Below are 15,822 nucleotides of genomic sequence, written 5' to 3' on the forward strand. Positions count from 1 at the left end.
TTTACGCTAGAACTACCGGCTTTATTGTATAATGACTAATCTCTTCACCTGTGTTTTTTATTGCAATAAAGCTTGCTCTACTTTTAAGTCTTTGTAGGTATGCTTGTGTTTGAGGCTGATATTGCGTGGCAAGCCCGAGTAACTCCCCTAAATAAAGTGCATAGCCTACACTGATATCAGCCACGGTAAATTTATTATCTACCAAAAAATCATTATTTTCTAAATGAGCGTTTAACCGTTTTAACCGCGCTAAATACCAAATGGCATAATCTTTCACCACCTGCGGCTGTTGACGTTCAGGTTGTTCAAATTGGCTATAACGCAAAACTAATGTTTGTGGAAATGTCAGAGTAGCATCACTGCTAAATAGCCAGTTAAGGTAAGAACCGTATTCGGGGTGCGCAACTGATAGGGTAAAATCAGTTTGTTGATAACGCTCTGCAAGGTATAACAACATTGCACTTGATTCTGTCAGTGTAGTATCACCATCTTTTAGAAAAGGTACGGTGCCTAGCGGGTTAGTCTCTAAATATTCTTTGTCTAAAAACCGTGGTGGAAAGGATAATAAGTGAAGCTTATATTCAAGCTGCATTTCTTCCAAAGCCCATAAAACTCGTAGTGAACGAGTATTGTGACAATGCCAAAGTTCGATCATAAATAAAGCCTAATCATTTTTTTGAAAAATACTATAGCAGCCAAGTACTCATAACGATATTAAATTTAGACCTTAGCAAAAATATGGGGTAGAATGCGCGCCGAGTTGACGAGACAATCGCTGCTTTATCGTTGTGCCGCTTATTTTAATAAGAGGTAGACAGATAGGGGGGAGGAAAGTCCGGGCTCCAATGAGCAGGGTGCCAGGTAACGCCTGGGGGGCGTGAGCCCACGACAAGTGCAGCAGAGAGAAGACCGCCGATGGTTGTTCTTAGGAACTTCACAGGTAAGGCTGAAAGGGTGCGGTAAGAGCGCACCGGATTGCTGGTAACAGTAATTGCAAGGTAAACTCCACCCGGAGCAAGACCAAATAGGGTTTCATGACTACGTTAGCGCAAGTTAGCATAGTATAAGCGTGGCTCGCGTGGAAACCGGGTAGGTTGCTTGAGCCTTAGAGCGATTTAAGGCCTAGACGAATGATTGTCACTTTTCTTCGGAAGAGATACAAAACCCGGCTTATGCGTCAATCTCACCAATTTTACATTAAGCCTCGATAGCAATATCGAGGCTTTTTTGTGCCTAAATTATGTATAACTGTTCGCTGTTGAAACATCTCATTGCTGGCTTAGATAAATATAAAATAGATATTTTATCGCTTGATACCCTTGAGTGCTTTTTAGCGTTACGCAAAGTTAACCACCCTTTATCGTGTATTTTACGTTAGCGGCTAGGTTGTACTCTTACCAAAATAGCTGCAGCCATAATGTTTGTTATTAATAATTTTAACTTGATCAGATTGAGTGATTTATAAATGACTTTTAATATAACTTTCTTTTTAATAATAGTTACTTAATGGTGAAATTTATATCAATTAAATAGCTTGTTTTTAGGCGTACTTACTTACATTTATCGCCTAATTGAGTTAACTTATTCTTATCGAACTTACCTTTTAGCCATTGTTTATTCGCGTTGTTATATTTTGGGGAGAGTACCTTTTCTCTGTAATATTTGAATACCGAGCAAATGTTGATAAAGTGATTTTAAAAAATAACGGCGTAAACAATCAGACTCTAGCCATTTATCAACCCAGTATTTGTATTTTTAATGGCTGATTGTTTATGTATTTAAGTTTTTGTACCTGAGTTTTTAATTAACATATTGGAGTGAAAATACATTGAGTGATGAAGTTTTTTCAGGGAATGTTTACATTCTTATCCCTGCGTATCTCAATAAAAATGCTGCCTTTAAACAGCCTTTACCCTGTGAACCTCACCATAAAGCTTTTATTGACGATCTCGCCGATAAATATAACGATGAAATATCAAGTGACGTACATAAATCACTGATTAGATCTTATTTAGGTACATTTCCGCTTGAGTGCTTTGATGATTTGGAAAGCCATTTTGAACAAAAGTGTCATCAAAATGCAGAATTGTTTTTATCACTTCATCGTAAAACTGGCCTAGCTGTTATTACCATTAGGCTTTTTGAAAAGGAATTACCCGCCTCGCAATTACTAGACAGGTTATCAAAAGGAAGCCTGTTATTTACCAACGACTGTGGTGAAGGTGTCAGCATAGAAAGCTTGGTTGCTCAATGGGGCGTTTCAGTTGTAACAACGTCAGCAAAAGCTTGTTTATCAACGAGACAAGAAATACCTCAAGACGTTTTACCTTATTACTTTGCTAATGAAACATACGCGTCTAAAAACATGTCGGCGCAAATTACCTCGAAAGAGTTTAAGCATCAAATGTCTACCAATGTGGCGCAATATGATAGTAGTGATATTTTTGTCGGAAAAAATAGCGTTATTCGCATAGATAGACGAAATAGTGAACACCAATATCCAGCATTAGCGTCAGATGGAACATTTTTGTTTGTACTTGAAGCCTTACTATATAAAGAAGCTGCAGTTGTTCGTACAAATAAACAAGTACTCACTGCGATAGAGCAAAATGATTTACTCGCATTAGAAGTGCTAAATAAATTAACCTCAGAGTTTTCTTCGACTATTCCATTTTGGGATATTAAGATTTTTAATTATCTTACTGCACAACAACTCGCTAATAACCTTGATGAGAGGTTTGGGGTTAACCAGCATTTTGAGTTATATGAAAAAAACCAACAATTATTGCAATACCGTATAAATTTAAAAGAAGGTATTGAGCAAGAAAAGAAAAATAACATATTGTATATAATTGCGGTGATTTTATTTATTTTTGAGTTAGCACCGCATTGCTATTTACTGTTTACCAGGATACTAAACGGTAAATGGTTTAGCTCAGTTGAATTTTTATCTTTAATTGGTGCAGGCATTTCTACTGCCTTACTTGCTGGCCTTTTAGTGTTATTTATCAGTTATAAACAGAAGAAAAAAAATGCAAAAATATGACTTGGCAGCTATTTTTGAATCCAGTAAAAAATTCCAAGAAAAAGTATTCACCAATCAAGAGAAGAAAACTTTACAAGCATACTTAACGGCTAAACCTGTGTTCAAAAATAAGAGAATGTTACAGCTGCTAACAGCTGATTCTCAGGGTAATGAGTTGACATGGATCGAATGGTTTAATTGGTACTATCAAGGTGTAAGCTTGAGCGATTTTCCAACATGGTTGGAAGCGGCGAAAAATGAGCTAAGTATTAATGATGTCGATTTTGCTAGTTATACTGATTTGATTGCTCTGGGTTGGGAAGTAAAAGATGTTGTAAAATCTTCAATCGATATTTCAGCCCAAGGCATTGGCAATTACATACCGAATGACAATGAGTTAGACCATTGGGTTAGGCTTCGTAGTAAAAATGCAGATCTTTTTACCGCTGTTTTGTTAGCGGGTGAACTCGTTGGGCAATTTGGTTTTATTAAATTAACAGCAACAGAATATCAGCAAATGTCTTGCGGTGAGTTGGTTGAAGATAGTATCGAAGGCCTTTCTGAAATAACCGACCAAGATATATTTTTGTATATACCTAGTGTGGTTATAAAACCGTCATTACAAAAAAAATCAATATTGATGAACATGCTCAAACATCTCTTTGAACAACTCAATAACAGTGCTATTAGAGCGCAGGTAAAGGGAGTTATTGCGCTTGCTTATACACCAGAGGGAGCCAAGTTATGTCAGCAATTTAACCTTACTCCCAAGCCATCTAAAATAAAAGATCAACAAATTTATAATGGCACTATGGACGTTTTGCGACAGTCAAGATTATTTCAAAAAGTTTGCGGGACAATAGGATAAATTTAACATTTCCTATTGAATTAACAGCGGATATTATCTTATATTTAATTGCACATAAGTTAACTAAACTTGGGTTTATTAACACCTGAGTGAATCAATATCGAGGGTGGTTTAATGGCTAATGTATTAATTGTTGGTAAAAGAGGTCGATGTTATCGTGCGGCATTAAGAATGGGTCATACCGTTTTTCTATGGAGCGACGGGCCTTTGCACGAAAGTCGAAAGGAAAAGTTGGCTGGCTGGGTTGAAACTCCGTTTAAAAGTTGCGAAAAAGGGCTCTTAACTGCTGATGTAGACGCTATTCAAGAATTTAATATCGAGTTCGTTATTGCCGCTACAGAATCAAGCGTAGACATTGCGGCTATGATCCGTAAGCAATTTAAACTCACCGGCACTCCACTAAAAACTACCAACTTGTTACACAATAAAAATGAAATGAAGTTGGAAGCGCTCAAACACAATATACCTATTACAAAGTTTCATCTTATAAGTGATCAAGATACCCCTGAAATATTAGCAGATAAGTTAGGACTTCCACTTGTGATTAAGCCTGTAGCGGAGTCGGGTGCAAGGGGCGTTATGGTGCTGAACAACCTCGATGAAATCAAGTTGCATGCAAAATCGGGTTTATTAGCTGAAGCTTTTGTTGATGGGACAGAAGTAAGTGTGGAAACGTTTATTCATAATGGCGTACCTATCTTTCACAATATTACTGAATATCTTCATCAGTGGAAAAAATCTATCGTTCCCGCGGCCTTTGAAGCAGAGTTATTAGAAAATATTATAAATATTAATGATCGTGTTATCGCTGGCTTTGGCGTTAAAAATGGTATGACACATGCCGAGTTTTACCTGACAAAAAATGGCCCTGTATTCGGCGAAATGGCCGTTCGACCGCCGGGGGGTTATTACATGGAGTTGATTGAATATGCTTATGGGTTCAACCCTTGGAAAACCTATGTTGAACTTGAAACCGCAGCCACACCAAAACCCTTACCGGTAAAGGCGAAGAAATTTTCTTGTGTGTTTATGATCCACCCAGGAGCAGGCATTGTTGATGAGGTGTCAGGCATAGCATTACTTAAGGAACTTAAAGAAGTTAAGCAATTTAAATGTAAAGTTGAGCCTGGAATTTTGGTTGGTGAACGAGACAGCACCAGTAGCGAAGTCGGCCACGTACTCATGTCAGCAGACTCAAGGGAAGCCTTGCTTGAAAAATTAAAGATTGTTGAAAATAACCTGGTGATTAAAATGAAGCAGTAGAGGTAAATTTAAATACTTTTACTTTTACTTTTACTGAAGACTTATGTCATTTGTTAGTACTGACTTAAGTCTTAATGGAGTGTGCGCAACTGCTTGTCCCACTTGCTATATTGCCAATTTGAGATACTTCCACTGGCTTCACAACAATCGCAATGCCAATTAATCATGTTAGGTGCTAAGCAACTGGCTTTAATGCTACCTTCACAATCAAGATTTTTTGCTCGAGTACTACATTTCAAATCTACCTCAACGGTTGGTTGCTCAATATGTTTGGTAACGCAAAGCACGATGTTAGTAATAAAATAGAACACTGTTTTTGCTTGATCAGTTAATGCTATTTCGTTGCCCTCATCGTCTAGGAATTGTTTTAAATCTACTTTTAATGCCATTTTTTTTAATTGTTAAATGTTGATGCTCCTAACATATAGCACTTACCGTTTAAGGTATATAAATTCTGATGCTATATGCCTAAACCATTAAGGTAAGTGTTTGTTGCTTATATAAATATTTACTCGCTTAGCTTGATTGATATTAGCTTTACATAAACAAGGTACAAACTCCTTAGGTTATGCATGAAATATATACAGCTCGAAACTTAAGTTATACTCCAATGTGCCGATACTTTAGATACGTTTTGAAAATAGAAGGTTAATTTTATGAGCTCACCCATTAAGCCTAATGATACTTACAGTCAAGATGTTAGATCATTAACAAAAGCGTCAGAAAATTCTGATAGTAAGCCTGTGGGGCAACAAGTATCTGAACTTGCACAAGAGAAAAAAATTAACCCAACGCAAGACTCTATTTTTGTTAGTAGCAAAAAGCAGCTTAATGCAGCAATTATAGAATCTTCACTGAAGTACAATACAACCGTTGGCGATCAACCGCTGTCATTGGTATTAAAAACGGCGTTACAAGGAATAAACGAAGCGCTTAAGGCATCAGGGGTTGAAAAAAATGTTGAAGAGGCTTATGAGTCAGGCATCGACTTTAGCCCAGAAGCAACGGCAGAGCGTATTGTATCTTTTAGTACTCAATTTTTAGGTGCTTATCGAGAACAAAATCCACAAATGAGTCAGGAGGAGTCGCTAACGGCTTTTGTTGACATTATTAGTGGCGGTATTGACCAAGGTTTTGGTGAAGCGAAAGATATTCTTGGCGGTTTAAAAGTATTAGAGGGTGATGTTACTGAGAATATTGATAAAACTTATGCGTTAGTACAATCAGGATTACAGGCTTTTGTCGATGCGCTAAGTGATAGTGATGAGCAACAATCTGAACTATAAAATCGAAACTAATATTTAAATTAAAACAATATATAAATTAAAACAATATTATTGCTGAGCTAACATCACTAGCGCAGCAATATATAACGAATAACATTCTTCTTATAATGCTTAAGGAAAATTAGTTCGGGTAGTCTTCAAAGTTCTCTGCTTGCTTACCTTCTTCGAACCAACAAGGTCGTTCTGCCCAGAAAATATTTGCTGAAGGCTTAATGCCAGGATCACCTGTAACATAACCTGCAGGGACTATTAAAAAAGCACCATCGCGGCTGATATATGGAACCTGAGAGCCACATTCACTACAAAAGCAATTGCTGAAACGTTGCGCTTGGGGTAAGTCAAAACGCTTAATTAACGCTTGCCCAGAGTGCCACTGTATTTTATCCGGTGTAGTGAACATCAATGCAGCAAAGGCTGAACCAGTTTTTTTCTGACACTTATCACAGTAGCACTGATAAAATTTATTAAAAGGTCCTTGTACGGTACTGGAAACTTTACCGCATAAACAACTGCCATTGATTTTATTATTTATCATTTAATTAACTCTCTAATGTTAAAATTGCCTGCACAAATTCTAATACTTAACGACGAAAAGCATAATACTATGCACCGTTATGTAAATACTTTACTGAACTTTCTACTGGTTAGAAGGCTAACATTCGCTTTTGATAAATCAAACTTATTTAGTGCTTTGTAAAGCTAAATTTATAATAAACCTTTGCCACCAACTATCTTTGAATATTGATGTCGAATTTAAAGTTTAAGATCCAATATTAGCTAATTTACGTATCTACATCTGGATAATGTATTTAGGTTGTTAGTCATTAATTTTACGGTATTTAATTTTTACTATCGCTAACATTAGCGTTTGAGTGGAAAGCACTTTTTATATGTTAGTTTAAGTGTCAAAATGCCAACTGTTGTTTAATGCACTAGAAATGGCTGTAGCTATTTAGACTTAAAAAATCAATTAAAACCTAGTACGCCATATAAAAAACATGAGGATATTTATGTTAATTAACACCATCACTAAAGCTTTAAAAGCTGTTGTTATTCCTTTGCTGTTGGGCTTTCCAATTGCTGTAATCGCTTACCGAATGGAGTTATGGCCAATGGGAGTGTCTTTTCAAATTATTAAATATACCGGTTATATCAGTATCGCGGTATTAGCATTGTCGATATTGATTGGGTTTTTTACTCTCTTTAAGAAACAATACCCGTTGGCAAAACGTTGTGCCTTTATCGCGATACTATCTGCTATACCGGTTATAGGTTTGTCGATGCAAGCTTCTAAAGCGAAATCACTACCTTTTATACATCAAGTGAGTACTGATACGGTTAATCTACCTGAATTCGATGCGATTATTGCGCTGCGTGGCGAAAACAGCAATCCGTTGGCTTATGATCGAGAGAAACTTGAGCCGCTGCAACTTGCTGCATATCCAAAATTAAAACCAATTATCAGTCAATTAGATAAAGAACAAGCGTTTGCTAAGGCCCTTAACGTTGCCTCAAGTTTAGGCTGGGATGTTGTCGCTAAAAATGAGCAACAAGGACTTATTGAAGCGGTTGATACCTCGGCACTATGGGCATTTAAAGATGATATTGCTATTCGTGTTCAAGCGGTAGGGGCAAGTAGTAAAATAGATTTGCGTTCAATTTCTCGTATTGGCGGTTCGGATCTTGGTGCTAATGCTGCTCGAGTGGAAAAGTTTATTACGGCTTTTGCTAACAAGTAACTAAAAATACCATCACTGATTGTTATAGCTAAAGCTAAAGTTAGAGTTAGAGTTAGAGTTAGAGTTAGAGCTTCAGTCAGAACTAAAGTGAGTAGTAAAATAAACACTAAAAAAGGGCATCATTTGATGCCCTTTTTATTTAACATTTATTAGTACTTAAACGTTAATCTTCTTCAACCAAAGTCATTAATGACGTGTTACCACCAGAGGCTGTAGTATCAATGCTGACGGTTTTTTCAGTTAACAAACGCTGAATTAAGCTATCAAAGTATTCAGAGCTGATGACCGGTAAAATTGCACCTTTACGTTCCGCTAATTTTTCGCTGATGTAATGTTTACGATCACAGTTACTGTCAACCACCACACCGGCTAACGCAGGATGCGATAACATAGTTGATAAATGACGTAAACGAGCTACTTGGAATACGCCTTCTTCTGCACCAGTAGAAAGAAACTTATCTCTAAAAGCGATGGCTTCATCGTAATACAAATCTGATACAACACTGATCACGGTATTACCCGTTGCTAGCGCCGTTACAATTGAAAGTACCCAGAAGTGAAAGCTTACGGTTGCATCAGCAAAACATATAATATTACCGCGGTTTTCTAAATACAAAATATTAGATTCACCTGTTGGTCCCGGTAAAAATGTTGGCTTTTTCATGCGTTTTTCAATATCAATTAACTGTGAACGCGCTGATGTTAGCGTACGGTTTAAATCTTCCGCTAAATCATCAACAATACCTACATGAGCAATTTTTGCTAAGAGTTGACGTACACAAGAAATACGATTATTGAGTTCTGTTAAGCGCCATGCTTTTTCAGCCGCATTGGCTATATCCATAAACAATACGGATTCAGCATCTGATTGACTATCACCGTCTAAGGCTTCAACTTGTGCAGGCAGTAAGTTAAATTGCTCAGCATCAGGAGTGGCTTTTTCTATAACTAAACGGGTTAAGTAGTTTGGTCCACCGGCTTTTGGTCCAGTACCTGAAAGGCCACGGCCACCAAAGGGTTGCACACCAACAATAGCGCCAATCATGTTGCGGTTAATGTATACATTACCTGCGCGAGACAGTTTAGCTAGCTCAAACGCACGATGCTCAATACGAGTATGAATACCCATGGTTAAGCCAAAACCAGTACCATTAATTTTATCAACAACAGCCTCTATGTCATTGCCTTTAAAACGAACGACATGTACACATGGACCAAAAACCTCTTTCTTTAATACACTAATATCGTCAATTTCATATAAACGAGGCGCAAAAAAGAAATGTTCGTTTTCAGCGAGGTTGTTAGTAATTTCTTCACCTAGGGTGCACTGGTAGAGCAATTTACCATTAGCTTTCATGTAATCGCTGTGAGCATTAAGCGCAGAAAGTGCTTTTTGGTCGATAACTGGGCCAATGTCGGTGCTTAAAAATTCTGGGTTACCAACATGTAATTCAGCTAAAGCGCCTTTAAGCATAGTAATCACATCATCTGCGATATCTTCTTGCAAGAATAATACACGTAAGGCTGAGCAACGTTGACCTGCTGATTGAAAGCCTGAAGAAATAACATCGTCTACTACTTGCTCAGGCAAAGCGGTAGAGTCAACTATCATACAGTTTTGACCGCCGGTTTCAGCAATGAGTGGCACTTGATCGCCGCCTCTATCTGCTAAGGTTTGTGAAATAATGGTGCCGGTTTCCGTTGAACCAGTAAACATAACGGTTTGAATGCGCGCATCAGGAATAATTACGTTACCTACTTCGCTACCACGAGCAATTACCGCTTGCACTACACCTGCTGGCAAGCCAACGGACATCATTAATTCAATGGTACGCAAGGCAATTAAACTGGTTTGCTCAGCAGGTTTTGCTAATACCGTATTACCAGTCGCAATAGCAGCAGCCACTTGGCCTAAAAATATCGCTAATGGGAAATTCCATGGGCTAATACAAAGTACTACACCACGCGCTTCTAAACGTTCATCGGCAGCAACTTCAATTGCTTGATCGGCATAATAACGACAGAAGTCGACAGCTTCACGTACTTCATCAATACCATCTTGAGCAACTTTACCAGCTTCTTTTATACATAAGGCGATAAGTTCGTCAGTATGGCGCTCAAGAATATCGGCAACACGGCATAATAGTGCTGCACGCTCGGTAACTGGCGTTTGTGACCATGAAGCAAAAGCAGTTTGCGCCGTATCAATCATCGCAAGCATGTCATCTTTGCTGTGGTGATGATGAAAACCAATAATTTCTTGATGGTTTGCAGGGTTCATCACAGCGACCGCGCCTTCAGGAAGGTCACTACTGTTAATTTCGTTCGCTTCAAACCAGTTATCTAATGATAACTTTAACGGGGTAATCACATTAATATCGGTTAAATCTAAGCCTTTAGAATTATCGCGACCCAAGCCTTTTTTATCATGATATAAGGCAATAGGTCTGATAATTTGATGATTATATTTATCTTTTAAACGTTGAGTTTTTTCAACTGGATCTTCCAGTAATGACTCAACAGGCTGAGACTCATCAACAATGGCGTTAACAAAAGAAGAGTTAGCGCCATTTTCTAATAAACGACGAACCAAGTATGCGAGTAAGTCTTCATGGTGACCAACAGGAGCATAAATACGGCACTGAATACTTTCAAGAGATACAATTTGGTCGTATAACGAATCGCCCATACCGTGTAAACATTGAAACTCAAAACCTTCTTTATCATCACCCGCTAATTCTACAATAGTGGCTGCTGTGTAGGCGTTATGAGTGGCAAACTGTGGGTAAATTGTATCTCTATATTCTAATAACTTATTTGCACACGCGTGGTATGAAACATCAGTAGACGATTTACGCGTGAATACAGGGAAATTTTTGAGGCCATCTTTTTGGGCATTTTTAATCTCGGTATCCCAGTAGGCTCCTTTAACCAAACGTACCATCATTTTACGATTAACACGCAAGGTTAATTCACGTAACCAATCGACCACGAAAATGGCACGTTTTTGATACGCTTGTAAAGCTATGCCAAAACCATCCCAGCCGGCTAATTCGTCATCACTAAATACCGCTTCAATCACATCAAGCGAAATATCTAAACGTTCAGACTCTTCTGCATCAACCGTTAAACCAATGTTGTAACTTTTTGCTTGTAAGCAAAGCGCTTTAAGCTTTGGCACCACTTCTGCCATAACACGTGCTTGGTGAGTAAATTCGTAGCGCGGATGAATCGCAGAAAGCTTCACCGAAATACCTGGTACGCGACGTGGATCATTTTTACCTGAAGCACGAGCAACTTTACCAATGGTTTCTATCGCATCTTGATACGCTTTTAAGTAACGTTCTGCATCGGCCATTGTACGTGCGCCTTCACCAAGCATATCGTAAGAATATACATAGCCTTTTTGCTCTTTTTCTGCAGCACGCTCTGTAGCGGCAACAATGGTTTCACCCATCACGAACTGTTTGCCCATAACTTTCATGGCATAGTTCATTGATTTACGAATAACTGGCTCACCTAAACGTCCGATGGTTTTTTTCAATAAACCAAAGCTGTCTTGCTTACGTTTATCGGCATAATTCACCATCGCGCCAGTGATTAATAAACCCCATGAAGAAGCGTTAACGAATAATGATTCGCTGCTGCCTAAATGTGAGCTCCATTGGCCTTGAGAAATTTTGTCACGAATAAGCGCATCTTGAGTATGTTTGTCTGGCACGCGCAGCAAAGCTTCGGCTAAACACATTAATACCACGCCTTCTTCACTGGATAATGAATACTCATTTAATAAGGCATCTATTGCGCCGTTACCTGACTGGTCATTACGTATTTTAAGCACCATTTTACGTGCTCTTTCCCAAGCACGACTTCGGGCACTTACATTTACTTCAGCAAGGGGCAAAATATGATCTACCGCTGTATTTTCATCAATTCGATAAAAATCACGAATTTTTTGACGAGTAGGGCAATCTGAGATAAACGAACCATTAAAAAGCATATGCTTTTCCTCAAAATGACTAACGAATAACTTGGTAATCGTTAGCGATAGTTACAATAGAAATAATGCGAGCATTCTAATGAAAACTGAACCGTATGTGCTAGTTAAATTTTACTTTTAAACCATTTTAAATAGTGCGGAATATTGATATTGCCATATAACATACTTTCAGCCATTACTTATGGATATTTCGTCATTCGACTTATCTTAAATAATATTGAGCCGCACTATTAACTATATGTGGCCTGATACTGATATCGGCCACAATGAAAGGCTAGGTATAGCTTAGTAAAGGAAGGGCGTGATGTGAAAATTTTAATAAATGATAGAGCTTAAAATTATCCCAATAAGAGGGGGATTTCTATCATATGTTGAATGAATTTTTACTTTGTGAAAGTGGTGGGTAGTTGTTTTATAAAAAAGTGCACTTTAAAATAATTTATCATCATTTTCTACAAGACCAAGACCAAGACCCAATGCGCATTAGCTTAATCAGCGAAAGTAAGATCGAATTTTTACTAGCAGTCTGTTGTAACGTAACTGATTGAGGGCGAGTCCCCTGGAGCTAATGCAGGATCATAAAGAATATAACAACCGCTTGCTAGAACGGCAGTTTGATTAACATACTGTCCTGAGCGGCCACCTAATGAAGCGGTAGTTAACCAAAAACGTGTATCACCGTAGGTTGTAGACCACGTCCACTCAGTTACAAAGTTACTGGCCATTATTTTTGAAATACCATTACCTCTACTCGCACTTGGGTAACCAGAAGATACCTCAACGTCATCGACACCATCGCCATTAAGATCGATAGTCGTTTTTTGTTGATCCTGTACTCCAGCGATTAATGATTTTGTATAAACTGATTTAGCACCTGATAAAACGGCGCCTCCCATCGATTTTAAAACAGCCATATTAGCCTCTGAGCTAATATTAATTAATTTTGGAGCGGCTGTAGCGGCTAGAATCCCGATAATAATAATGACAACGACTAGTTCAATTAATGTAAAGCCTGATTGGTTTATGCGTTTATTTTGGTGATTAAACATACTTTGTGCTTATAAAGTTAATAAATAATTAAAATTATTAACTAATTTGAGAGATTTCGAGCAAATTACCATAAAATACAGGGTATTGAAAATATAAAATTTCAATTGAATTTTTTAAATATCTTATAATTCAGCGTTGTAAGTTTTAATATAATACGATTAAAACTATCATTTGGTCGTGACTTTAATCGGGTATATAAATATATATTGAACTTCAATTTTAATGTTTTATTATCATCTTTGATTAAAAAATACTCGTTAATATTTTTAAACTAGTCGCCATAATGAAAGTTAGTAAAAAACATGAGTAAGTATTTCAATTTATCTAGGTATTTTTTTGCTGCTACTTGGTGGTAAAATATCAATTGTGTTACAATCTATTATTACGCTTTCTTACTTTTCATTGTGTTGGTTTAGTTTATTCAATTTTATTGTCTCAAATAATTAATAAGCTAGGTTAAATACAACGTCACTTAAAATACCATGAAAATTAACCAACCAATGCTCCAATTATTGTGTAATGTAAATATTTACGCACCTACGCCCCTAGGCATTAAAGATGTTTTGATTGCAGGTAATAAAATTGCCGCCATTTATGATCATGGGCAAGGGCAGATCGACATTCCTAAACAGTGGCACGTTAATATCATTAATTTTGAGGGCGCCACATTAACACCAGGTTTTATTGATAGTCATGCCCATATTACGGGTGGTGGTGGTGAAGCCGGCTTTGCAACACAAGTTCCACCAGTAGGCCTTACTGAATTTACTCATGCTGGCGTTACAACCGTTGTTGGTTTGCTCGGTACTGATGATACAACACGCAGTACTGAAAACTTGTTAAGTCGAGTTTATGGCCTTCGTGAAGAAGGTATGTCTGCTTATTGCTGGACAGGTGGTTATCATTATCCTTTAACCACTATAACCGGCAGTGCTAAATCAGATATCGTTTTTCTTGAACCGGTTATTGGTATTGGTGAATTTGCTATAAGTGATCATCGTTCTAGCCAGCCAACCTTTGAAGAAGTTATCCGCCTTGCCAGTGAAACTCATGTTGCAGGTTTAATCACAGGTAAAGCCGGTATTATTCATTTTCATTTAGGTGACGGTGAAAAAAGATTAGCACTAATAGAACAAGCGATCAGAGATACAGAACTACCAGCACGGGTGTTTAATCCAACTCATGTTAATCGCAACAAAGCGTTGTTTGAAGATAGTTGCAAATTACTAACGCAAGGTTGTCATATTGATTTAACCGCATTTCCTGCCGGTACAGCACAACCAGGTTGGGAAGCGAGTGACGCGATTGAAATGGCTATTGAAAGACAATTGCCTTTAGAACAAATAACCCTTAGCTCGGATGGTGGAGGTTGCTTGCCTTGTTTTGACCCACAAGGTGAATTAGTGCATATGGATTTTGGTCGAGCGAGTACGCTAGGAGAAACCTTAGTGGAAACTTTACATAAAGGTTTACCACTGGAGCAAGTTCTCCCAATGTTAACAAGTAATGTTGCTAATATTTTACGCTTTAAAAACAAAGGGCAAATTGCTGTTGGTTTTGACGCTGATTTATTAATAATGAACGAAAAATATGAAATTACTGATGTGATGGCGCAGGGTGTATGGCACAAGCAAAACAATCAGACAATTATCAAAGGTACATTTGAATAGAGGTAGATATGTGTCCAGCTAAAACAGTTGATGGTCAACAAAGGGGATTTGTAATTCCTATCGGGGGGCAGAAGAGCGCGTTAAGGATCCTATAATTCTACAACGTTTTGTTGAGCTTTGTGGCGGAGAAAATGCATACATTGTGATTATTCCTACCGCTTCACAACTTGAAGAAACAGGGCCTAATTACGAAGATGTATTTCATGAATTAGGCGTGCAAAAAGCCATTTCTTTACCGATCAATGATCGTGAAGATGCAAATAGTGATGAATACCTTGCTGAATTAAATAAAGCTACCGGTATATTTATTACCGGTGGTAATCAATTACGCTTGTCTACTATTTTAGGTGGCACACCAGTAGCGCAGAGTATTCGGTCACGTAATGCTGATGGTGTGCATGTTGCAGGCACATCTGCAGGTGCAGCTATTATGCCTGAGCATATGATCGCTGGCGGTCGCACTGGCGCGTTGCCAAATGAGGAAGGGGTTACTTTTGCTCCGGGCATGGGTTTAATTAATAAAGTTATTATTGATCAGCACTTTAGCCAAAGAAATCGTTTAGGCCGTTTGCTATCAGCTATTTCTTACAACCCTTTTGCTTCAGGCTTAGGGATTTGTGAAAATACTGCCGCTTTTATTGATCCATCTGGAATTTTAGAAGTCGTTGGTCATGGTAGCATCACGGTAGTAGACCCTGCTGATTTATCACACAGTTCAATGGCAGATGCTAATAGAGGCGAAGCTATTACGCTAATTGGTCTTAAATTACATGTACTTGGGCCAGGCGCAACTTACTGTATTAACGAAAGAGTAGCTACACCAGCTAGCTAAACTTTTTTGTAAAGCCCACCTATACTTTGGTGGGCTTTACTATTTCATTTTAATAACTAAAGCTCACTTCAATACCCCCACATTCTGTT

12 protein-coding genes and 1 other RNA gene are annotated in these 15,822 nt (G+C 37.9%); 8 read left to right on the forward strand and 5 right to left on the reverse strand.

The window, feature by feature from the left end:
- Nucleotide 1: 1 nt before the first annotated feature.
- Entirely contained in the window at nt 2-655 is a 654-nt protein-coding gene (locus DBO93_RS02990; protein ID WP_239059096.1) for a glutathione S-transferase family protein, read from the reverse strand.
- A 101-nt stretch (nt 656-756) separates the two neighbouring features.
- On the opposite strand from DBO93_RS02990, the gene rnpB reads away from it, so the two are divergent.
- The 4 genes from rnpB to DBO93_RS03010 all read left to right on the forward strand — a co-directional run bounded on the left by rnpB (nt 757) and on the right by DBO93_RS03010 (nt 5,156).
- Nucleotides 757-1,190: RNase P RNA component class A (gene rnpB, locus DBO93_RS02995), an RNA gene on the forward strand.
- 638 nt (nt 1,191-1,828) lie between these two features.
- Nucleotides 1,829-3,046: a hypothetical protein gene (locus tag DBO93_RS03000; protein WP_108455002.1), complete on the forward strand. Its 1,218-nt coding sequence runs from the start codon at nt 1,829-1,831 to the stop codon at nt 3,044-3,046.
- Entirely contained in the window at nt 3,033-3,893 is an 861-nt protein-coding gene (locus DBO93_RS03005; protein WP_108455003.1) for a hypothetical protein, read from the forward strand. Before DBO93_RS03000 ends, DBO93_RS03005 begins: the two co-directional genes overlap by 14 nt.
- A gap of 114 nt (nt 3,894-4,007) precedes the next feature.
- Entirely contained in the window at nt 4,008-5,156 is a 1,149-nt protein-coding gene (locus DBO93_RS03010; RefSeq protein ID WP_108455004.1) for an ATP-grasp domain-containing protein, read from the forward strand.
- Between the two features lie 71 nt (nt 5,157-5,227).
- Here DBO93_RS03010 and DBO93_RS03015 read toward each other — a convergent pair whose 3' ends face one another.
- Nucleotides 5,228-5,545, reverse strand: a complete 318-nt coding sequence (locus DBO93_RS03015) for a hypothetical protein (protein WP_108455005.1) — start codon at nt 5,543-5,545, stop codon at nt 5,228-5,230.
- A gap of 267 nt (nt 5,546-5,812) precedes the next feature.
- Between DBO93_RS03015 and DBO93_RS03020 the strand changes: the two genes are divergently transcribed.
- Entirely contained in the window at nt 5,813-6,442 is a 630-nt protein-coding gene (locus tag DBO93_RS03020; RefSeq protein WP_108455006.1) for a DUF5610 domain-containing protein, read from the forward strand.
- Between the two features lie 121 nt (nt 6,443-6,563).
- Here the strand turns inward: DBO93_RS03020 and DBO93_RS03025 are convergent, their stop codons facing one another.
- Nucleotides 6,564-6,977: a GFA family protein gene (locus DBO93_RS03025; protein ID WP_239059097.1), complete on the reverse strand. Its 414-nt coding sequence runs from the start codon at nt 6,975-6,977 to the stop codon at nt 6,564-6,566.
- A 475-nt stretch (nt 6,978-7,452) separates the two neighbouring features.
- Between DBO93_RS03025 and DBO93_RS03030 the strand changes: the two genes are divergently transcribed.
- Nucleotides 7,453-8,181, forward strand: coding sequence for a DUF1499 domain-containing protein (locus tag DBO93_RS03030; protein ID WP_162533709.1), 729 nt, complete (start codon nt 7,453-7,455; stop codon nt 8,179-8,181).
- A gap of 163 nt (nt 8,182-8,344) precedes the next feature.
- Here DBO93_RS03030 and putA read toward each other — a convergent pair whose 3' ends face one another.
- Both putA and DBO93_RS03040 read right to left on the reverse strand, forming a co-directional pair.
- Entirely contained in the window at nt 8,345-12,181 is a 3,837-nt protein-coding gene (putA, locus tag DBO93_RS03035) for a bifunctional proline dehydrogenase/L-glutamate gamma-semialdehyde dehydrogenase PutA (RefSeq protein WP_108455008.1), read from the reverse strand.
- Between the two features lie 518 nt (nt 12,182-12,699).
- Nucleotides 12,700-13,230, reverse strand: coding sequence for a prepilin-type N-terminal cleavage/methylation domain-containing protein (locus DBO93_RS03040; RefSeq protein ID WP_108455009.1), 531 nt, complete (start codon nt 13,228-13,230; stop codon nt 12,700-12,702).
- A 483-nt stretch (nt 13,231-13,713) separates the two neighbouring features.
- On the opposite strand from DBO93_RS03040, the gene iadA reads away from it, so the two are divergent.
- Nucleotides 13,714-14,901: a beta-aspartyl-peptidase gene (gene iadA / locus DBO93_RS03045; protein WP_182257296.1), complete on the forward strand. Its 1,188-nt coding sequence runs from the start codon at nt 13,714-13,716 to the stop codon at nt 14,899-14,901.
- 94 nt (nt 14,902-14,995) lie between these two features.
- The gene (locus DBO93_RS03050) at nt 14,996-15,733 is read left to right on the forward strand and encodes a cyanophycinase (protein ID WP_343215949.1); all 738 of its coding nucleotides are present in this window, start codon (nt 14,996-14,998) and stop codon (nt 15,731-15,733) included.
- Nucleotides 15,734-15,822: the final 89 nt, after the last annotated feature.

The organism is Colwellia sp. Arc7-D, from assembly GCF_003061515.1.
Classification (GTDB): domain Bacteria; phylum Pseudomonadota; class Gammaproteobacteria; order Enterobacterales; family Alteromonadaceae; genus Cognaticolwellia.

Coding starts and splice junctions, on each gene's coding strand:
- DBO93_RS02990 (WP_239059096.1), bottom strand. CDS start 655: ATGATCGAACTTTGGCATTGTCACAATACTCGTTCACTACGAGTTTTA.
- DBO93_RS03005 (WP_108455003.1), top strand. CDS start 3,033: ATGCAAAAATATGACTTGGCAGCTATTTTTGAATCCAGTAAAAAATTC.
- DBO93_RS03010 (WP_108455004.1), top strand. CDS start 4,008: ATGGCTAATGTATTAATTGTTGGTAAAAGAGGTCGATGTTATCGTGCG.
- DBO93_RS03015 (WP_108455005.1), bottom strand. CDS start 5,545: ATGGCATTAAAAGTAGATTTAAAACAATTCCTAGACGATGAGGGCAAC.
- DBO93_RS03020 (WP_108455006.1), top strand. CDS start 5,813: ATGAGCTCACCCATTAAGCCTAATGATACTTACAGTCAAGATGTTAGA.
- DBO93_RS03025 (WP_239059097.1), bottom strand. CDS start 6,977: ATGATAAATAATAAAATCAATGGCAGTTGTTTATGCGGTAAAGTTTCC.
- DBO93_RS03030 (WP_162533709.1), top strand. CDS start 7,453: ATGTTAATTAACACCATCACTAAAGCTTTAAAAGCTGTTGTTATTCCT.
- putA (WP_108455008.1), bottom strand. CDS start 12,181: ATGCTTTTTAATGGTTCGTTTATCTCAGATTGCCCTACTCGTCAAAAA.
- DBO93_RS03040 (WP_108455009.1), bottom strand. CDS start 13,230: ATGTTTAATCACCAAAATAAACGCATAAACCAATCAGGCTTTACATTA.
- iadA (WP_182257296.1), top strand. CDS start 13,714: ATGAAAATTAACCAACCAATGCTCCAATTATTGTGTAATGTAAATATT.